The sequence below is a fragment of the Microbulbifer elongatus genome (assembly GCF_021165935.1).
Lineage (GTDB): Bacteria > Pseudomonadota > Gammaproteobacteria > Pseudomonadales > Cellvibrionaceae > Microbulbifer > Microbulbifer elongatus.
In genome coordinates, this window is sequence record NZ_CP088953.1 from 772,992 (window position 1) to 792,954 (window position 19,963).

Consider the following 19,963-nt stretch of genomic DNA (forward strand, 5'->3'; position numbering starts at 1 on the left):
TGAGAACCCCCAACTACACTGAAAGCATCGGAATCCAAGGAACCCCGCCGATGCATAAACCTCGCCTGCAGCTCCAGGCTTCCTTCGATATCGCCTATCTTCAGTACCTGGACAAGCAGGGCCGGGAGACACAGCCCCTGCCCGAATTTGCCACTCCCGACTGGCTCACCCACTGCCACCGGCAAATGCAACTGGCCCGGCTAGTGGACGACCGCGCGGTAAAACTGCAGCGCACCGGCCGCCTCGGTACCTATCCCTCCACCCTCGGCCAGGAAGCCATCGGCATCGCCACCGGCAATGCGCTGATGGCGGAAGACGCCTACTGCCCCTACTACCGGGAAACCGGCGCCCTGCTTGAGCGTGGTGTGGAAATCGAAGAGATCCTCGCCATCTGGGGTGGCGACGAGCGCGGACAGAACTTCCAGCACGCACCGAAAGATCTTCCCATCTGTGTGCCCATCGCCACCCAGATGCTGCACGCCGCCGGCGTCGCCTTTGCACTGAAATACCGCCACCAGCAAAACAATCAGCCACTGCAGGTCGCCGTCGCCAGCGCCGGTGAGGGCGCCACTTCCAAAGGGGATTTCTACGAAGCCATGAACCTCGCCGGGGTATGGAAGCTGCCCATGGTATTTGTGGTGAACAACAATCAATGGGCCATTTCCGTGCCGAGAAGCGCCCAGACCGGCACCCAGACCATCGCCCAGAAAGCCATCGCCGCCGGTATCCCTGCGCTGCAGGTGGATGGCAACGACGTGGTAGCAGTCGCCTGGGCGGTGCGGGACGCAATACAGCGGGCGCGGCAAGGCGAAGGTCCGGCGCTGATAGAGGCCATCAGTTACAGACTCTGCGACCACACCACCGCCGACGACGCCAGCCGCTACCGCAGTGCCGAGGAGCTGGAGCAGGCGTGGCTGTGGGAGCCGATCAAACGGCTGGATACCTATCTACGGGATCAGGGGCTGTGGAGTGATGCCAAGCAGCAGGATCTGGATCGGGAGCTGGCGCAGATTATGGAAGCGGCGCTGAATAACTGGGAATCCCGCGCGCCGGAACCGGTGACCGCCATCTTCGATCATCTCTACGCGCAATTGCCGGAGGGACTGTACGAGCAGTACGACCAGTTGCGTGACGAGCAGCATCGGGAATTGCAGAAAGGTACGGCGATGGGGGGAAAGGGTTAGATGGCCGAACAAAACAGTGCGATCACCCTGGTGGAAGCGGTCACCCAGGCGCTGGCCTTTGAGCTCAAAAACAACCGGGAAGTGGTAGTGTTCGGGCAGGATATTGGTGCGAACGGCGGCGTATTCCGGGCAACGGACGGGCTGCAGAAAACCTTCGGTGCCGATAGGGTGCTGGACACCCCACTGGCCGAGACCATGATCGCCGGCATCGCCGTGGGTATGGCCACCCAGGGACTGCGGCCGGTGGCGGAATTCCAGTTTATGGGCTTTATCTACCCGGGGCTCGACCACATCCTCAGCCACGCCGCACGCATGCGCAATCGCACCCGCGGCCGCCTCAGTTGCCCCATCGTCTATCGCGCGCCCTACGGCGGTGGGATTCACGCGCCGGAACACCACAGTGAGAGCACCGAGGCGATTTTTGCGCATATTCCCGGCCTGCGGGTGGTGGTGCCCTCCTCTCCCGCGCGGGCCTATGGTCTGCTGCTGGCAGCAATTCGCGATCCGGACCCGGTGATCTTTCTCGAACCCAAACGCATCTACCGTGCGGCCAAACAACCGGTGCCGGATGATGGCGAAGCCCTGCCACTGGACCGCGCTTTTGTGCTGCGTGAAGGCAGCGACCTGACTATGGTGGCCTGGGGCGCAAGCGTCCGCGAGACTCTCGCCGCCGCTGAACAGTTGTCCCGCGACGGCATCGAAGCGGAAGTCATCGACCCCGCTACCCTCAAACCCCTGGATATCCACACCATCATCGACTCCCTGGAGAAAACCCGCCGCTGTGTGGTGGTCCACGAAGCCGCGCGCTTTGGTGGTTTGGGGGCGGAAATCGCCGCACAGATTCAGGAGTACGCCTTCGACCTGCTTGATGCGCCGGTGCAGCGGGTCACCGGTTACGACACGGTGATGCCGTATTACCAGCTGGAAAATGCCTATCTGCCGGGCGTCGAGCGCATCCTGGCTGGCGCCCGCTCTGCACTTAACTATGTCCGTGATGGGGTTCGTGACGGTGTCCGCGCACCCGGAGCGGAGGGAGGCCGATGAAGATCTTCAAACTCCCCGACCTGGGTGAAGGCCTGCCGGATGCGGTGGTGCGCGAATGGCATGTGGACGAGGGTGACAGCGTCAAAGCGGATCAGACCCTGGTGACCGTGGAAACTGCCAAGGCACTGGTAGAGGTTCCCTCCCCCTATTCCGGCACAGTGGAAACCCTGTTTGCCGCGGAAGGCGAGACACTGGAAACCGGCCAGCCGCTGATCGGATTTGCCGGTGCGGAACCGACTTCCGCCTCGCAGCAGAAAAACGCATCCACAGCCGCCGAAAGCACAATCGGCGGTGACAGCGGTACCGTGGTCGGCAAGATCGAACAGGGCCGCGAGGCACTGGCTGTAGAGCAACGCCCCGTCGCCAACCGCCCCCACTGCGCCACCCCCGCGATCCGCGCCCTCGCCCGCCGGCTGGGCGTGGATCTGGAAAGCCTGCATCCGTCCGGGGCCCGCTTCAGCGAAGCGGAAGTGCGCGCCGCCGCTCGCGGTGAAGATCTACCGAGATGGAGTGAAAAACCAGAGAAAAGCGACGAAACCATCGCGAAAGAACGGGAAAAGACCGTAAGTGACCACGGTCAAATGGCCCCCGCCCGTCGCGCCATGCTGCTGGCCATGAACCGCGCCCGCGACCAGGTCTGTCCCATGACCCTGTTCGACGAGGTGGATATCTCCGACTGGCCCAAAGGTACCAGCGCCACCTTGCGCCTGCTCAAAGCCATCGCGCTCGCCGCTGCGGACGAGCCAAACCTCAATGCCCACTTTGAAAACGATGTGCTGGAGCCGAAATCTCCGGTCAATGTGGGTCTGGCAGTGGACGTGCCCAAAGGCCTGTTTGTGCCGGTGATCAAAGACGCTGGCGCGCAGAGCGAGGATGCGCTGCAGGAGACAATCGCCCGTTTCAAACAGCAGGCCCATGAAGGTGCCATCCCCCAGCAGGACCTGCAGGGCGCCACCATCCACCTCTCCAACTTTGGCAGCCTGGCGGGCCGCTTCGCCACCCCGGTGGTAGTGCCGCCTCTGGTGTGTATCGTCGGCGCCGGCCGCGCGCACAAGGCGGTGCTGCCCCACAAAGGCAAAGCCCGGGTGCGCAAACTGTTGCCCCTGTCGATAACCGCCGACCACCGCGCGGTTACCGGCGGCGAGCTGGCCAGATTCCTGAAAGCCGTAAAAGGGCACCTCAGCAAAACTCAGGTGTGAACTTCAGTTTCGGTTTGCTATGCTTAAATTACGAAACGAAACTTGAGCGAGCTTGCCCAACGCGAATGTCCAAGCGTAACACCCAACAGCGCCGCCACCAGATACTCAGCCAGATCAACGAAGCCGGTGAAGCCAGCGTCGAGGAACTGGCGCGCCAGTTCGAAACCTCCGAAGTTACGATCCGAAAGGATCTGGCAGCCATGGAAGTCAGTGGCCTGCTGCTGCGCCGCCACGGCGGCGCCATCCCCCTGCCCCGGGAACTGGTAGCCGAAGATCCTCTGTCCCAGACCAAACGCGCCATCGGCCGCGCCGCCGCCGAGCTGATCCGCGACCACAACCGCATCGTCATCGACTACGGCCGCACCACCACGGGCCTGATCCCCGAGCTCAACCACAAACGCGGTCTCGTCGTCATGACCAACTCCCTGCACGTTGCCAACCAGCTGCGGGAGCTGGAAAACGAACCCACCCTGCTGATGACCGGCGGCACCTGGGACCCCCACTTCGAAGCCTTCCAGGGCCAGGTCGCCGAACAGGTCCTGCGCGGCTACGACTTCGACCAGGCCTTTATCGGCGCCGACGGCATCGACCTCGAGCGCGGCACCTGCACCTTCAACGAACAGATCGGCCTCTCCCGAGTCATGGCCGACGTCGCCCGCGAAGTGGTGGTGATGGCGGAATCGAGCAAGGTGGGACGACGCATTCCAAACGTGGAACTGAGCTGGGAAATGTTCGGCACATTAGTGACCGACAGTGGAATCGAAGACAAAGTTTGTGCGCAACTTGAAAGCCGAGGGCTGCACGTAATCTGCGCCGATGTCTGAATATCGGCCTGAATAGAACACTGAAATTAAATGCGAAGGTGGCGATACCGGGTAAGGGTTTGCGAGACCTTCTAAAACAGGGATGTTTTAGAAGAGCCCCCATGGATGGGTTGAGGGGGGACGCCTAGTCCGTGTCTCACAAAGGCCCACCCGGTAGCGCCACCGCCACAGGACAAAGATCCGAAGGCAAAAAACAAATACCGAGGTAAGAAATATGTGTGGAATCGTAGGCGCCCTAGGCCAAAGAAACGTAACCGGAATCCTATTGGAAGGCCTTCGTCGACTGGAATACCGCGGCTATGACTCCGCCGGTGTGTGCCTCGTCAACGGCGACGGCAAACTGCAACTGCGTAAAACACAGGGCAAGGTCGCCGACCTCGAATCCGCCCTCGACGACAGTCCCACCGCCGGCCAGCTCGGCATCGCCCACACCCGTTGGGCCACCCACGGTGTACCGTCGGACAAAAACTCCCACCCGCACGCCTCCGGCAACTTCGCCCTGGTGCACAACGGCATCATCGAAAACTACCAGGAACTGCGCCAAGAACTCATCAACAAAGGCTACGAATTCCAGTCGGAAACCGATACCGAAGTCGTCGTCCACCTGATCCACGAGCTCGCCAAAGACAACCGCGACCTGCTGCAAGCCGTCTCCGCCGCCACCGAAAAACTCCACGGCGCCTATGCCCTCGGCGTCGTCTGTTCCACCGAACCCGAGCGTCTGGTATGCGCCCGCCTCGGCAGCCCCCTGGTGATCGGCGTCGGCTATGACGAAAACTTTATCGCCTCCGACCCCATGGCCCTGCAACAGGTCACCGACCGCTTTATTTTTTTAGAGGAAGGTGACATCGCCGAAGTCACCCGCGACGGTATCGCCATCTGGGATAAAACCGGTGAAGAAGTCAGCCGCCCGGTCAACAAACTCCAGGGCGGTCACGACGCCGCCGACAAGGGCCGCTACCGCCACTATATGCAGAAGGAAATTTTCGAGCAGCCCAAAGTGGTCGAAGCCACCATGGCCGGCCGCATCGGCGAACACTCGGTACTGTCCCAGGCTCTCGGCACCGCCGCCAACGAAATTCTGCCCCAGGTAAAACAGGTACAGATTGTCGCCTGTGGTACCAGCTACCACGCCGGCCTCGTCGCCCGCTACTGGATCGAAGACTGGGCCGGGGTCCCCTGCTCGGTCGAAGTCGCCAGCGAAATCCGCTACCGCAAAACCGCCGTGCGCCCGGGCACCCTGTTCGTCACCATCTCCCAGTCCGGCGAAACCGCCGATACCCTAGCGGCACTGCGGCAGGCCAAAGAGCTTGGCTACCTCGCTTCCATGACCATCTGCAACGTGCCCAACAGCTCGCTGGTGCGCGAATCCGAACTGCACCTGATGACCGAAGCCGGCCCGGAAATCGGCGTCGCCTCCACCAAAGCCTTCACCACCCAGCTGGTCGCCCTGCAGATATTCTGTATCGCCCTGGCCAAAGCCAACGGCATGAGCGGCGAGCGCGAAGCGGAACTCATCGACGCCCTGCACCAGCTGCCCAAACTGATGGAAAAATTCACCAGCCTCGACGCCCTGGTAAAAGCCACCAGTGAAGCCTTCGCAGAAAAAAATCACGCACTCTTTTTAGGCCGCGGCGTCGAATATCCAATCGCTCTGGAAGGCGCGCTCAAACTGAAAGAGATTTCCTACATCCACGCCGAAGCCTATCCCGCCGGCGAACTCAAACACGGCCCCCTGGCCCTGGTGGATGCGGATATGCCGGTGATCGTCGTTGCACCGAACGATGAGCTACTGGAAAAACTGAAATCCAACCTGCAAGAAGTACGCGCACGGGGTGGCGAACTGTTTGTATTTGCCAGCCCGCAATCGGGTTTTAACAGCGAGCCAGGCGTAACCGTAGTGGAAGTCCCGGAAGCGCCGGAAAGCCTGTCTCCTATTTTATATACGGTTCCACTGCAATTATTGAGTTACCACGTGGCCTTGCTGAAAGGTACCGACGTGGATCAGCCGCGCAACCTGGCGAAATCGGTTACGGTGGAATAATTCAAAAATTTATTTCGTAAACCATGGGCCGCTATTGCGGCCCATGTTCGTTTTACCATTAACGAAATAGAAAATCTGAAACAACCGTTCCAAATACAATTCTCTTATTCTTCCCTAACAAATAAATAGAAATCACACCTATCTGATTCTTCCAAAAATCAATCATCAATAATAAGTACACTGGTGCTAATTAGGTGTAATCATGTGTAATTTTTCCCTTAAAAATAAGGGAAAAATATACAAAGAATAAATTCGCGCCAATTATTTAGATGATGTTCAATAAATCCAAGTGTTCAACTTTTTTCGAACAGACTTTATTTGTTAAGGTCGGCAGCCTTTTCTACCGTGCTTACTTCTGCGGTATTCAAAATTAGAACTGATCGGGCCGGAAGCCCAATAGTTTGCAACATGGAGAGTGTGATGCCTCGCGCTATTTCCCTATTTTTTTCGCTAATTCTTTCCCTGCTGATTTCCGCTCAGCAAGCCTGGTCCGCTGACGGCCGTTCAGATTATGACCTCGACGACGACGGCCTGATCGAAATCAACGACTGGGCCGACCTGGATGAAGTTCGCAATAACCTGGATGGCACGTCGCTCTATGGCAGCAGTGAGGGTTGTCCTGCAGAGGGTTGTGTTGGTTTCGAGCTCACCACGGATCTGGATTTTGATACCAATGGGGATGGGGTACTGAATGTTGAAGATACATTCTGGAATAGCGGTGCCGGTTGGCAACCGATAGGTAGCTCCAGAGATGACGCTTTCAGCGGTATTTTTCACGGTAACGGTTATCTGATTCGTAACTTGATGATCGCTAGACCAACCTCGGATTCGCAGGGTTTGTTCGGCATTATTATAAATGCCACGGTAAAAGAACTCGGCCTATCTGGACCACTTATGCGTGTGCAGGCGCGGAACGTGGTGGGAGGATTGGTCGGTTATGCGCAGGGAGGTCAGATCACCGCAACCTTTGTCAGTGGTTACGTTCATGGTACGGGAGGTGGTGTTGGTGGCTTAGTTGGCTCTACTACCGGAACCGATATTGTCGCCAGCTATGTCACAGGATTCGTAAGAGGAGATGGAGATAACGACATAGCCGGATTACTCGGGTATCGCTTGGGCGCGAATGTGATAGCCAGTATGTCTACCGCCTATGTTCAAAGCCGCGTAGTCGGAGGTTTGGTGGGGTATAGCTGGTCAGGCGACCACACCGAAACCTCTGTGAGCTATTGGGCTACTGATGCGTCTGGGCAAAATATCAGCTATGGAGGCACTCCAGCAACGCTTGCGGAGCTCCAGTGTCCTACCAGCGCGGATAATACAAACTGCTCAGCGAAGGTTCTGTACGAAACCTGGAGTAGTTTTACTGACGAGCAGGGTAACGGTTATTGGGATTTCGGTACCAACACAGAGCTTCCTGGACTGCGTATGGGAGGTCGTGTTTATCGGGATGCCGACGGAGATGGCAGCGAAGCGGACTTCGACGATTTTCCTACGCAATTCGCGGCCAGTGTCGATAGCGATGGCGACGGGTCACCGGATTTCTGGAAGTCAGGCTGTGAGGACGAATGTCGCAGCGCGAGTGGCCTAGTGCTGGATCAGTTTCCCAGCAACCCCGCTGCTGTACTGGACACCGATCTGGATGGTATGCCAGACCAGTGGAACAGCGACTGCGACAGCGCCTGTCAGTCCTCCTCCGGCCTCACCCTGGACGACGACAACGACAATGATGGCGTTGCGAATGAAGATGATGCCTTTCCGGCGAATCAGGCTGCGTCCGTCGACCTGGATGATGACGGTTATCCGGATGCCTGGCTTGCGGGCTGCGACAGCGATTGCCAGTCCGAATCGGGTCTTGTACTGGATCCTTCCTTGAGCGATACCGACAACGACGGTGTCGAGAACGACAACGATGCGTTCATTGCCAATTCCGCCGCAGCCGTGGACGATGATGGTGATGGCTTTCCAGATGCGTGGCTGGAGAACTGCGATAGCGAGTGCCAGTCCTCCTCTGGCCTGACACTGGATGTCTCCCTTAATGACACCGACAACGATGGTGTGGTAAATGACGAGGACGCGTTTGCAACCAACGGTGCTGCATCCGTGGATGCCGATAATGACGGTTTGCCTGACGCCTGGCATGAGGATTGCGACAGCGACTGCCAGTCTGGGTCAGGGCTGACACTGGATGAATCGCTGAACGATACCGACAACGATGGCCTGGTGAACAGCGAGGATCCTTATCCGTCCGACCCGACACGCACTGAGGACGAGGACGCTCCAGAAATCCTCCAGGTACCCGCGGCTATCAGCGTAGCGGCCACTGGCGAAAGCACTCTGGTCACCCTGAACGTGAACGAAGCTCAGGCCATCGATAATTTCGACGATGAGCTGGACTATCAGGTAGAGCTGAGTGGTGAACTACTTGCGATCAATGCCGATCAGCAGGTGTCTTTGCCAAGCGGTGCCCTCAGCCTGGATTGGTTTGCGGTCGACGACGCGGGGAATCGCTCTGAGCCCCTGTCACAAGCGGTCAACGTATACCCGCAGGTGCGCTTTACTCAGGACGAATCCATTACCGGTGAAGACCGGGATGCGCTGCTAGCAGTGGAGCTGTCGGGCCCCTCCCCCGCCTATCCGATATCCATTCTGGCCACCTGGGTGGAGTCGGAAAGCACCGCGACTACCGACGACATGGTTACCGAAGGTGAAAGTGGTGTAGACCCGAGTGAATTACTTGTCACTATCGACTCCGTGGATGCCCTGGAAAACGCTGCTGTGCGAATCCCAGTGGTAGGCGACGGTCTGCAAGAAGCAGACGAGGTACTCTCTTTCGCGCTGGTCTCGGCAATCGCAGGTAGCGCCGATGTATTTGCCATGCCAATTGACGACTCGCGCAGCAGTCACCGCATGACGGTGACGGACAATAATGTGGCACCCACAGTGCAGATAACAGGATCCCAGGCAGGAGAGAACGGTACGATATTTATTAACGACGCCGGAGAGATCACGCTGACCGCGGTTGTTGAAGATGTAAACGGCGGCGATAGCCACAGCTATCAGTGGTATACCGAGGAGCTGCCGGTAACACCCGGCGACCAGGCTTCCTTCTCCTTCGATCCGTTGTCGATGGCTCTCGGTGAGTACAGCGCACGCGTTGTGGTGACCGATGACGGCAATCCGATGCTGTCTTCGGAAGAAGAGACCTTCACCTTTACCTTGCAGGAAGCCGCGGCTCCCGACGATGGAGGAACTGATGACGGTGGTTCGGACAATGGCGACCAAGGTGACGGCGATACCGACAATGGTGGAGATGACGATTCTTCTGACGACATCAACACCGGCGGCGGTGATCAGACCCCGGTAGATAATGGTGGTAGCAGTGGAGGATCCAGCGGTGGTAGTACCGGCCTCTGGCTGCTCTGCCTGCTGGCGCTCGGCGGTCTGTGGCGCCGAAGATTGGCTTGCTGATCGAGAGCTCGTTAACCAAAAAAGCCGGTGGTCATCCCACCGGCTTTTTTGTTGTCGCAGGAAAAGTAACGGTTACTTCAATACCAGTGCGGAAAAGCTGGCCTGGGCATAGTGGCCCTGTGCTTTATCCAGTTCCCAGTTGCCCGTACCACCGCAGCCGGCATACCACATACCATCCTGGTTTTTGGTACTGCACTGATTGTAGGCCCCCGCTTTAAAATAGAACCAGTCACCCTGGTAACCACGGGGGTTATCCAGTGGATCGACTTCGCCATAGGGATTGACGTTATCTGCCAGGTTTACCGAGTACTCGACCCGTGGTTTGTTCGGGGACTTGAAGGTCAGATGCATCATGTCACCATCTACATCGATGGTGTAACTGAACTCCTCATTCAGTTTGATACCGTTTTCACCGGGGTCTTGCGCAGATTCCCAGGTGTTCCCCCACACCGGATAGGCTATATCGGTACGGTTCGGATCATCTTTTTCCAGGTTGCGCTCGTAGGTCCAGAAAACGGATCCGTGCTCGTGGTGCGGCCACTTTTTAAAGTAGATTTTCAGCGGCTCATTGCCATAGCCAAAACCACTTTTTAAACGACTTTCATCTTTGCCCGAGTGCATCTGGCCAACTACCACGGAGTACGCAGGTGCTCTGTCGGGGTTCTTGGCTTCAACCGCGACGTGATTGACTCTCAGCGTTGCCGACATCCAGCTGCCAACTGCTCCGTAGCGTCTCGCCCTGGGGTGCGAAGCCAGTGCAAAATTGTTCCCGGGGGAGCGTGTATCGGAGTTGACAGGGTCGATCATCTGTCGCAGTTCGCTGCGGGTGTTGGAAGAGATGATGGAGGTTACGGCTTTATTGGGCGCGGCAAATACTACTTCGCCTATTTCGTTGGTATAGAAAAAGCGCGGGTCGTACAGGCGTGAAACCTGTGGCGGTTCCACTTCATCGATTTTGCCATCGCGATTACTGTCGGTGGGCAAGGTGATTTTCCAATGGCTTAAGTCCATCAGAGCGCCCGGTACAATTACGGGTGCTCGATCCACATTGGCGACTTGCTCGGACTGTGCCTCCGCGCCACTCTGGCACGCCGATAGTGCCAGGCAGGTACCAGCCAGCGCGGTACTGCGGGCGATAAAATCGAGAGTTTTCATCGAAGTCAGGTTTTTATTCATTATTTCACTCCTGCAATGCATCAACCATCGCGTTACTTCAAATCAATCGAAGAAAAACTTACCCGTACGTAGTTGCCATCCCGGTAGTCCTCTGCCCAGACCCCTGAACCGGCACAACCGGCATACCACATGCCCGGCTGATCTTTACTGCTGCACTGGTTGTAGGCGCCGGCCTTGAAGTAAAACCAGTCGCCGGCGTAACCAGCCGGGTTGTCGAGGCTATCGGCATTTCCGTACGCATCGGTGTTGTTGGAGAGATCTATTGAGTATTCCACCCGCGGCTTGTCCGGTGCCGTAAACGTCAGCTGCATAACGTTACCGACAACGTCGACGGAGTAGCTGAACGATTCATTCAGCTTGATACCTTTCTGCCCCGGATTCTCCAAGGATTCCCAGGTATTGCCCCATACCGGGTATGCGATGTCGGTACGGTTGGGGTCATCCTTTGCCAGGTTGCGTTCGTAGGTCCAGAAGACCGAGCCGTATTCGTGTTCGGGAAATTTCTTGTAGTAGATCTTCAACGGTTCGTTGCCGTAACCAAAACCGTTTTTTAACAGGCTTTCATCCTTGCCCGCATGAATCTGACCAACCACGACGGAAAAAGCAGGCTTTTTATCGGGGTGCGTCGCGGTTACCGCCACATGGTTGACCGCGAGGGTGGCAGAAAGGCGCCCGCCAATTGAGCCAAAGCGCTCCGCCTGAGGGTGTGCGGCCAGCGCAAAGTTGTTGCTGGGCGCTTTGGTTTTTCCGCCCTGCGGGTCTACCATCTGTCGCAGCTCGCTGCGGGTGTTGGTGGAGTTGGCGGTGGTGATGGCCTTGTTGGGGGCGGTGAACACTACTTCGCCTTTGTCGTTTCCGTAAAAGAAGCGCGGTTCATACAGGCGTAAAATCTGCGGTGGGCTCACTTCGTCGATCTTGCCATCGCCGTTGCTGTCGGTGGGCAGCGTGATTTTCCAGTGGCGAAGGTCGATCAGCGAGCCTGGCACCACCGTGGTGTTGTGCATGGGGTCGCCGGTTGCCGTAGCGGAAGCCTGCGGCTCGCTCTGACAGGCGGACAGAACTACGCAGCCTGCGGCGAACGAGATGAGTTTGCGTGAAAAGGTGAGAGACGGGAAATGGTGTGGAGTTTTTAACATTACATCGACCGATATCAGACTACAGGTATACAACAGATGATGCGCTCGGTAGGTACGGGCGCCTGGGTAGAAAATCTGAGGCACAGATTTTTGCATCTTCACCGCGTGAAAACCGTAATTTTCCAGATTTTCTGCGGAAATTGGTTAACCAGTTTCCACCCCGATCCGCTGGCAGGCGCCGCGGATATGCGCGGCAATGTACGTCTCTGAAGGGGTCGAGTGGGTGTCTGAGGCTAGACAGCATTCCGCTGGCGACTACTTTTTATCAGGGCAGATAAAGTCATTCACCAGGGTACTCAGACAGTGTTCGAGCATCTAGACGCCGTTTTCCTCGCGCGGGTGCAGTTTGCATTTACCGTGTCTTTCCATTTTATATTTCCGGCTTTCTCCATCGGTCTGGCCAGCTACCTGATGGTATTGGAGGGCCTGTGGCTAAAAACCGGCCGCGGCGTCTATGCAAACCTTTATCGCTACTGGTTGAAAATATTTGCCGTGGGATTTGGCATGGGGGTCGTCTCGGGAATCGTGCTCTCCTACCAGTTCGGTACCAATTGGTCGGAGTTTTCCCACAAGGCTGGCCCGGTGATCGGACCATTGATGGGGTACGAGGTAATCACCGCCTTCTTTCTCGAGGCGGGATTTCTCGGTGTGATGCTGTTTGGTATCAACAAGGTGGGCAAACGCCTGCATTTTTTTGCCACCTGTATGGTCGCCCTTGGCACCGTGGTGTCCGCCTTCTGGATACTGTCGGTCAACTCCTGGATGCAGACCCCGACGGGCTTTGAAATCAATGACCAGGGGCAGTTTATTGTCGGCGACTCCTGGTGGGATGTGATCTTCAACCCCAGCTTCCCTTACCGGCTGGTGCATACCGTAACCGCCGCCTACCTCACCACGGCGTTCGCGGTGGGCGGCGTTGGCGCCTGGCACCTTCTGAGAGATCGCAACAATATCGGCGCGCGCAAGATGTTCTCTATGGCCATGTGGATGGCGGTCATCGTCACTCCAGTGCAGATTTTTGTCGGTGACCTCCACGGATTGAACACGCTGGAACATCAACCGGCGAAGGTGCTGGCGATGGAGGGGGATTTTGACCCCAGCCCCGATGGTGCTCCGCTGATTCTGTTCGGAATTCCAGATGAAGACGCCGCGACAGTGCACTACAAGGTCGCCATTCCCAAGCTGGGTTCGCTGATACTCAAACACGATCCGAATGCACCGCTCCCGGGGCTGACCGATTTCCCTCGAGAGGATTGGCCGCCGGTGGCGGTGGTGTTCTGGTCATTTCGCGTGATGGTTGCCATTGGCTTCGCGATGCTGGCTCTGGGGGGCTGGAGCCTGATCGCACGGCGCCGAAAACGACTGTATGCATCGCGTGCGCTGCATCGGGCGGCGGTGTGCATGGGGCCTGCGGGGTTTGTGGCGGTGATCGCGGGCTGGGTTACCACTGAAGTGGGTCGTCAGCCATTTACCGTGTATGGGCTGATGCGAACGGTGGAATCGGCTTCGCCACTGGATGCCCCGGCGGTGGCGGCATCGCTGATTGCGTTTATCGTGGTCTACACCGCGGTGTTCGGCATGGGAATCTACTATCTGCTGCGTCTTATGGGGCATCCACCCAGCCCGGGTGAATCGGAACCCGATAAGGTGCCGTTCCACGCAGCGGGGATCACGCCGGCGTCCAGTCTGGCACCCGCGTCATCCGGACAGGGAGGGAATGCCCATGGAAAGTCTTGATCTGCCATTGATCTGGGCGGGAATGATCTGCTTTTCCGTCTTCGCCTATGTGGTGCTGGACGGCTTTGATCTCGGTGTCGGTATTCTGTCTCCGGTGCTGGCCCCGGGACAGGAGCGCGATCAGGCGATCAATTCGATCGCCCCGTTCTGGGATGGCAATGAAACCTGGCTGGTAATGGGGGGCGGCGGCCTGTTGGCGGTTTTTCCTCTCGCCTATGCCATCATCCTGCCGGCGACCTATCCGTTGATGATTGCGATGTTGCTGGGGCTGGTATTTCGCGGCGCGGCATTTGAATTCCGCTGGCGGGACCCCGCGCACCAACCGCTGTGGGATCTGGTGATCACCGTGGGGTCCACGGTGGCCGCACTGGCCCAGGGCATCACCATCGGTGCCATCCTGCAGGGTATTGAGGTAGAGAACAACGCCTATGCGGGCGGCTGGCTCGACTGGCTGAGCCCTTTCAGCGTGCTTACGGGGATCGCGGTGGTGATCGGTTACGCCCTGCTGGGGGCCACCTGGCTGATACGCAAAACGGAAGGTGGCTGTCAGCGTCATGCTCACCGTCTCGCCTACCGGTTTGGTATTGCCACGGTGGCGGCACTGATCGCGGTAAGTCTGGCAACGCCGTTTCTGAACCACGAGTACTGGCGCCGCTGGTTCGAGATGCCACAGGTTCTGCTTACCGCTCAGGTGCCACTGCTAGTGGTTCTCTGCACCGGGGTATTTTTCTGGAGCCTGCGAAAAGGTCACGAGCTGCTGCCGTTCCTGATGGCGCTGGCGCTGTTTCTGCTGGGGTTTGTTGGACTGTGTATCAGCATTTTCCCCCACATGATTCCACCGTCGATTACCCTTTGGGAAGCCGCCGCACCGCGCGATAGCCAGCTGTTTCTACTGGTGGGTGCGGTGTTTATCATTCCGGTGATCCTCGCCTATACCGGCTGGGCGTACTGGGTGTTCCGCGGCAAGGTCGGTACCGAGGGGTATCACTGATGAAGCTGGAAAGTGCCACCTGGAAAAGGCTGGGCTGGATGCTGGCAATCTGGTTGATGAGTGTGGCGGCACTCGGTTGTGTGTCGCTGATATTGAAGTGGTGGCTGGCGCCCTGAGCATAGGGCATCCGCCGCACTCGAAACCAGGGCCTTTGTGATTGACGTTGCCCTGAGGCAGTTTCTACAAACCAAAAAAAGGTCCGGAGAATCGGACCTTTTTCCAACAGAAAATCTTCTACGCTAGCTGCTTGTCAGGGAAAGCTCTTCGGTGGCAGCCACCTCCGCTTTACCTGATCTCGCGCCCAGCACCTTGGCAATCCATACACAGGTGGCCGCGCTGATCAGTAGCGCCGTCTGCATGCCAATTACCTGGTAGAAGCCGTTTTGCCATAGCCCGCCCATCTTGCCGCCAAACATGGCCCAGTCGGCGATCACGGTGGCCACACATAGTGCAGCAGTGGCCCACAGGGTCAGGCACAGGAAGCGGCGTTTATTCGGCACCAGGAATGCGCCAACCACGGTAAGCGCCAGCATCGCACCGAAGCTGTAGGCGACCCAGTCGCCGCGTGCGGCGAGGCCGAGCGGTAGGATGCGCTCCAGCAGGAAACCGCCGGCGGTGGCCAGTACCACGCCGCCGCAACCGCCGAGGGTAAGATTGGCTACCAGGCTGATGCTACGTGGGCTGACGTTTTTCTGCAGCGCGCGCTTGTCCAGCCACAGCAGGTTTCCCACCACGATCATACCGGCGACGGCGAGGCCCAGCAGCAGGTAGAGAATACGCAGATCGACACCGGCGAAATTGCCAAAGTGCAGGGCCACCACGGTATCCAGACCGCTGCGGACCGCATTTTTGTGTTCGCTGTCCAGTTGTCCGATCAGGCTGCCATCGCGTACCTGATAGTAGTGTTCCACCACCTGGGCAAAGCGGCTTTCGTCCGCAGCGTAAGTCTGCATCACCGCATTTTCGTCGCCGTAATTGTAAAAGCGCATCATCATCACCGGCGCGCCGGTGCGCTCTCCAAGGCTGCGTGCGTAATCGTAGGCGGGCTGCATGTCCAGCGGCTTGCCGGAAGGTTTTTCGGTGATCATGGTGTAGCCGGCATCTTCCAGCATCGCGTTCTGGTCGCCCTCATACTGGAACACCGCGAACGCGATCTGGAACACCAGGGAAATATTGAAGATTACCCCGGTAATGGCATACATCAACCCGAACGGCAGGCTCATCACTCCGATCACGTTGTGCATATCGAGTTTTTTATTGCGCTTGCTTTCGTTGCGATACAGGAAGAAGTTACCGATCAGTTTGCGTGCATGGATGTAGACTCCGGTAAACATCAGTACCAGAAAAATCAGTGTGACCACACCCACCAGATACATGCCGCCGGGCAGACGCAGGTCGTAGTGCAGGTGCAATAGAAAGTCGGCCAAGTAGAAATCACCCGGCTGCGCCAGGGTTTCCCCGGTTTTCGGGTTCACCAGTAACTGTGCGTATTTCTCCGGCCCTTCATACCCCTCCTCTGGTTTCAGATCGATATAAATCTGGTGGTAGGGGTGATGATCATCGGCGAGAACCACTGTGAGGTGCGCTTCGTTATTGAGCTCGTACTTTTCCAGCTTCTGCGCGACGATGTTTTCAATGGGAATATCCGGTGCGTCCTTGTCGATGGCGAAATGCGGCACCTGCGCCCAGGCCTGGATCTCGTGGTGGAACAAAACCACCGAACCCGCCCAGAACACGATAAACAGGGCCACAGAAATAATCACACCGAGCCAGCTGTGGGCGTCAATCAGGTTTTTGACACCGGCGTTTTTGTCATTCATTCGTTGCGTATCTCTTATTGGGTTCTCACAGCGGGCAGTCAAATGCCGGTGTACAGCACAACACCGTTCAGCGCGGCGGAAACCGCCAGCAGTTTGAGGCAGTTCAGGCTGGCGCGCTTCACCGAGCTTTCGTAGTAGACGTAAGTCATGGCGGCGGCCCACAACACAAAGGCCAGCAACAGGCCGGTCAGCAGGCGCGTATCCACAGCCATTGGCAGCAACTTCAGGTTCAGCACCAGGCTGGTGGAGACGAGCAGTCCGAGAAAAAATCCAGCGAGTGATTTAGGCCACATTTATCCGGTCACCATAACAAGAGAAGTGAGAAGCAGGCCGAGACTGCCCACCAGAATTGGTCGCCGCGCCAAGTGCGCCGACACCAGCACCAACGCAATCCACGACAGTATCACCAGGGTCAGCACCAACAGTACGGCGGAAACCGGAGGATAAATATTGGCCAACAGTGCGCAGGCCAGCAATTGCATGCCGGCGAAGAGTCCCCAGGCGGATTTCTGTTCAAGCGGTTTGCCCAGCAAGCGTTGGCGTGAGGACGCGAGATAGGTCAGCAGGCATCCGCCAAACCCCAGTGCCCCTGCCAGCAGTTTCAATAGCGGTATTTCCATGGTTTATCGACCGTGATTATCTTTGATAATTGTTCTCATTAACTTTATCAAATGATACCATTGTGCCGGTTTCGCCCCAACAATTTGCAAGAAAAACTTCGAATATTCGCGAAATGCCACCAAACCGGTGTTGTTGGGCGCTTTGGGTTTCTAATTTTTCGGCTGAATGCCGATGGAGCAAACAATGTCAGCAAGGAATCACTCCTGGCACCCGCTGTGCCGCGCCATTGCCCTGGGGTCGGGTATCGCACTTTCCACAACCGGGCTTGCACAGGTAGAAGGCGAACAAGGCGTCGGCCTTGAAGAGGTCATGGTGGTCGGCCAGAAGACCGAGCGCTCACTGCAGGACACCGTCACCAGTGTGAAGGTGGTGACCGCGAAGAGTATCGAAGAAGAAAACATCAACAGCATGTACGACGTGCTGGAGCGCACACCCAACGTCACCGGCACCCCCGGTCGCGGCTTCACCATCCGCGGTATCGATGCGTTCAACGTGTCTGGCGGTGGCAACAGCTTCCTGACCAGCGTTTACTCCGACGGTGCGGTGCTGCCCTACCGCATGATCCAGAAAGGCGGCTTCTCCACCTGGGACGTTCAACAGGTCGAAGTATTGCGCGGACCCCAGTCCACCCTGCAGGGGCGCAACGCACTAGCCGGTGCCATCGTCATGAACACCGTCGACCCCACCTACGACTGGACCCTGCGTGGTCGCCTCGGCTTTGGTGAAGAGGGCCGCGAAGAAAAAGCGGTGGCCTTCGGCGGTGCCATTATCGAAAACCAGCTGGCATTCCGCATTGCCGCGGAAGACCGCGATTTCGATGGCTACATTCCCAACGTCACCCGCGGTGAAAACAGCAACTATGAAAACGATCAGACCCTGCGCCTGAAACTGCTGTACGAGCCGGAAGCACTGCCGGACCTGCGCGCCCTGTTGACCCTGACTACCGGAGAGAGCGAGCAGGGTGTGAAGTGGATCAATCCTTCGGAGGATCCGTTCGAGAACCAGCAGACCACCTTCAACGACCCCACCTTCGAGTACACCGATACCGATATGGCGGTCTTGAAGCTGTCCTACGCGCTGAACGAACACTGGAGTCTTACCTCCAGCACCGCCTACAGCGACTCCAATTACGGCTATGAGTGGGACGGCGATGCCAGCCCGGTACCGGGCGCCACCCAGTACGACGACCGTGTGGATGAAACCCTGAGTCAGGAATTGCTGTTCAATTTCGACTACGAACGCTTCTCCGGTGTTATCGGTGCCTATTATTCCGATCTGGAAGTCAGCGACGTCTATGTGGGCAATCGCCTGATTTCGTTTGCGGAACTGGGTATTACCCCGGAATCTCTCGCGTATCAATTCAGTCTGCCGGTGGAAATGGCGGCGGGTCTGCTGTCCTTGTACGGCGGCTTCAACCCGGCCCAGCTCAATAGCGACGGTTTCCTGAACCAGTATGTGGAGAGCACTGCGCTGTTTGCCGATGCGACCTACTCGGTCACCGACCAGCTCGACGTGTTCGGCGGCCTGCGCTATGACCGCGAATCCCAGGCCAACGAAGGCGAGGACCTGTTCACCATCGTCAACGCCGGGGATATGCCCGATCCTGCGAGCTTTGATCCGCAGACCGGTTTTCTGGTGCAGACCTTCAACGCCTACATTCTCGACTACGCCGCCTCCGCCTCGGGCGTCGAGCCCCGTGTCGACCGGGATTTTGAAGAAGTGCTGCCCAAGCTCGGCGCCACCTGGCACTGGACCCCGGATATGTCCACCAGCTTTACCGTGCAGAAAGGCTACCGCTCCGGTGGTGTCGGCACCAACGTCGCGCGCGGTGAAACCTTCGTGTACGACGCGGAATACACCTGGAACTACGAACTGGCGTTCCGATCCGTGTGGCTGGACGGCCGCCTGTCCGCCAACGCCAACCTGTACCAGCTGGACTGGAAAGACCAGCAGGTGGCTTCACAGCTGAGCCGCAGTGAATTTGATTCGGAAACCGTCAACAGCGGCGAATCCCGCGTGCGCGGCTTCGAAGTTGAGCTGGCCTACCAGATGACACCGGAGTGGAGCGGCTTCGCCGGCATCGGTATCAGCGATACCGAATTTACCGAGTTCGAAATCGTCCAGCCGGATATCACCTACGACCTTTCCGGCCGAGCCTTTGCCGGCGCCCCGGACTCCACCGCCAACTTCGGCGTAACCTATCGCGGTGACCAGGGCATCATATTCAATGCCAACGCCAACTATCAGGGCGAAGCACAGGCAGTGGTTAATCCGTATGTAAGCAACCTCTCGGAAGACGACCCCCGCTACGATCCCGAAACCGACGCCCGCTGGGTGGTTAACCTGCGCGGCGGTTACGAGTGGGACAACTTCGGTACCTACCTGATCGTAACCAACCTGTTTGATGAAGAGTACATCGTTCAGCCGGATGCCGGTGGCTACTCCACTACCCTCGGTCAGCCGCGCCTGGCGACGCTGCGGGTAGAAGCGAATTTCTAAATCGCTCATCGTAAAATAAAAAAGCCCGCCGGGAGAAATTCCGGCGGGCTTTTTTAATGCGTGTTTAATCTGTGGAAAAAATTATCGGTAAAGATGATCCGCTGGCAGGTCCAACCGCTGACAGGGCTGCACTGCAGGCGTTGCCTTGATGACGATGCAGTAAAGCACCGCTGTTCCCGATTAGATCCAGTATGGTGAGCGGCGTAGAAATAGGTTCGTC

The 19,963-nt window shown here is 57.7% G+C and carries 15 protein-coding genes; 10 read left to right on the top strand and 5 right to left on the bottom strand.

Going from position 1 to position 19,963, the window contains the following annotated elements; all coding sequences use genetic code 11:
* Positions 1-50: 50 nt before the first annotated feature.
* The 6 genes from pdhA to LRR79_RS03175 all read left to right on the top strand — a co-directional run bounded on the left by pdhA (position 51) and on the right by LRR79_RS03175 (position 9,763).
* Complete coding sequence (gene pdhA, locus LRR79_RS03150; protein ID WP_231758962.1) at positions 51-1,184, top strand: pyruvate dehydrogenase (acetyl-transferring) E1 component subunit alpha; 1,134 nt, start codon at positions 51-53, stop codon at positions 1,182-1,184.
* The gene (locus LRR79_RS03155) at positions 1,185-2,228 is read left to right on the top strand and encodes an alpha-ketoacid dehydrogenase subunit beta (RefSeq protein ID WP_231758963.1); all 1,044 of its coding nucleotides are present in this window, start codon (positions 1,185-1,187) and stop codon (positions 2,226-2,228) included.
* Positions 2,225-3,427 (top strand): dihydrolipoamide acetyltransferase family protein, encoded by a 1,203-nt coding sequence (locus LRR79_RS03160; protein ID WP_231758964.1) that lies wholly within the window; start codon positions 2,225-2,227, stop codon positions 3,425-3,427. The genes LRR79_RS03155 and LRR79_RS03160 overlap by 4 nt, the downstream gene beginning before the upstream one ends.
* Positions 3,428-3,492: 65 nt before the next feature.
* Positions 3,493-4,251 (top strand): DeoR/GlpR family DNA-binding transcription regulator, encoded by a 759-nt coding sequence (locus tag LRR79_RS03165; RefSeq protein WP_231758965.1) that lies wholly within the window; start codon positions 3,493-3,495, stop codon positions 4,249-4,251.
* A 214-nt stretch (positions 4,252-4,465) separates the two neighbouring features.
* Positions 4,466-6,295 carry a glutamine--fructose-6-phosphate transaminase (isomerizing) gene (gene glmS, locus LRR79_RS03170; RefSeq protein ID WP_231758966.1) on the top strand — a complete coding sequence of 610 codons (1,830 nt, stop codon included), beginning with the start codon at positions 4,466-4,468 and terminating at the stop codon, positions 6,293-6,295.
* 420 nt (positions 6,296-6,715) lie between these two features.
* A complete protein-coding gene (locus LRR79_RS03175; RefSeq protein WP_231758967.1) occupies positions 6,716-9,763 on the top strand; it encodes a hypothetical protein in 3,048 nt (1,015 codons plus the stop codon).
* 72 nt (positions 9,764-9,835) lie between these two features.
* Here the strand turns inward: LRR79_RS03175 and LRR79_RS03180 are convergent, their stop codons facing one another.
* Positions 9,836-10,939, bottom strand: a complete 1,104-nt coding sequence (locus tag LRR79_RS03180) for a polysaccharide lyase family 7 protein (RefSeq protein ID WP_231758968.1) — start codon at positions 10,937-10,939, stop codon at positions 9,836-9,838.
* Positions 10,940-10,971: 32 nt separating this feature from the next.
* Positions 10,972-12,075, bottom strand: a complete 1,104-nt coding sequence (locus LRR79_RS03185) for a polysaccharide lyase family 7 protein (protein ID WP_231758969.1) — start codon at positions 12,073-12,075, stop codon at positions 10,972-10,974.
* A 303-nt stretch (positions 12,076-12,378) separates the two neighbouring features.
* Between LRR79_RS03185 and LRR79_RS03190 the strand changes: the two genes are divergently transcribed.
* From LRR79_RS03190 to LRR79_RS03200, 3 genes are read left to right on the top strand one after another with little or no spacing between them, the layout of a single operon-like run.
* Positions 12,379-13,812: a cytochrome ubiquinol oxidase subunit I gene (locus LRR79_RS03190; protein ID WP_269455097.1), complete on the top strand. Its 1,434-nt coding sequence runs from the start codon at positions 12,379-12,381 to the stop codon at positions 13,810-13,812.
* Positions 13,799-14,803, top strand: coding sequence for a cytochrome d ubiquinol oxidase subunit II (gene cydB / locus LRR79_RS03195; protein WP_231758970.1), 1,005 nt, complete (start codon positions 13,799-13,801; stop codon positions 14,801-14,803). Before LRR79_RS03190 ends, cydB begins: the two co-directional genes overlap by 14 nt.
* Complete coding sequence (locus LRR79_RS03200) at positions 14,803-14,919, top strand: DUF2474 family protein (RefSeq protein ID WP_231758971.1); 117 nt, start codon at positions 14,803-14,805, stop codon at positions 14,917-14,919. Before cydB ends, LRR79_RS03200 begins: the two co-directional genes overlap by 1 nt.
* Before the next feature lie 123 nt (positions 14,920-15,042).
* Here the strand turns inward: LRR79_RS03200 and LRR79_RS03205 are convergent, their stop codons facing one another.
* Genes LRR79_RS03205 through LRR79_RS03215 form a run of 3 tightly spaced genes read right to left on the bottom strand, consistent with a single transcriptional unit; the run spans position 15,043 to position 17,228 of the window.
* Positions 15,043-16,623: a PepSY-associated TM helix domain-containing protein gene (locus LRR79_RS03205; RefSeq protein WP_231758972.1), complete on the bottom strand. Its 1,581-nt coding sequence runs from the start codon at positions 16,621-16,623 to the stop codon at positions 15,043-15,045.
* A 38-nt stretch (positions 16,624-16,661) separates the two neighbouring features.
* Positions 16,662-16,916 (bottom strand): hypothetical protein, encoded by a 255-nt coding sequence (locus LRR79_RS03210; RefSeq protein ID WP_231758973.1) that lies wholly within the window; start codon positions 16,914-16,916, stop codon positions 16,662-16,664.
* Positions 16,917-17,228 (bottom strand): hypothetical protein, encoded by a 312-nt coding sequence (locus tag LRR79_RS03215; RefSeq protein WP_231758974.1) that lies wholly within the window; start codon positions 17,226-17,228, stop codon positions 16,917-16,919.
* A 199-nt stretch (positions 17,229-17,427) separates the two neighbouring features.
* Here LRR79_RS03215 and LRR79_RS03220 point away from each other — a divergent pair, with 199 nt between their 5' ends.
* Positions 17,428-19,743, top strand: coding sequence for a TonB-dependent receptor (locus LRR79_RS03220; protein ID WP_231758975.1), 2,316 nt, complete (start codon positions 17,428-17,430; stop codon positions 19,741-19,743).
* Positions 19,744-19,963 lie beyond the last annotated feature (220 nt).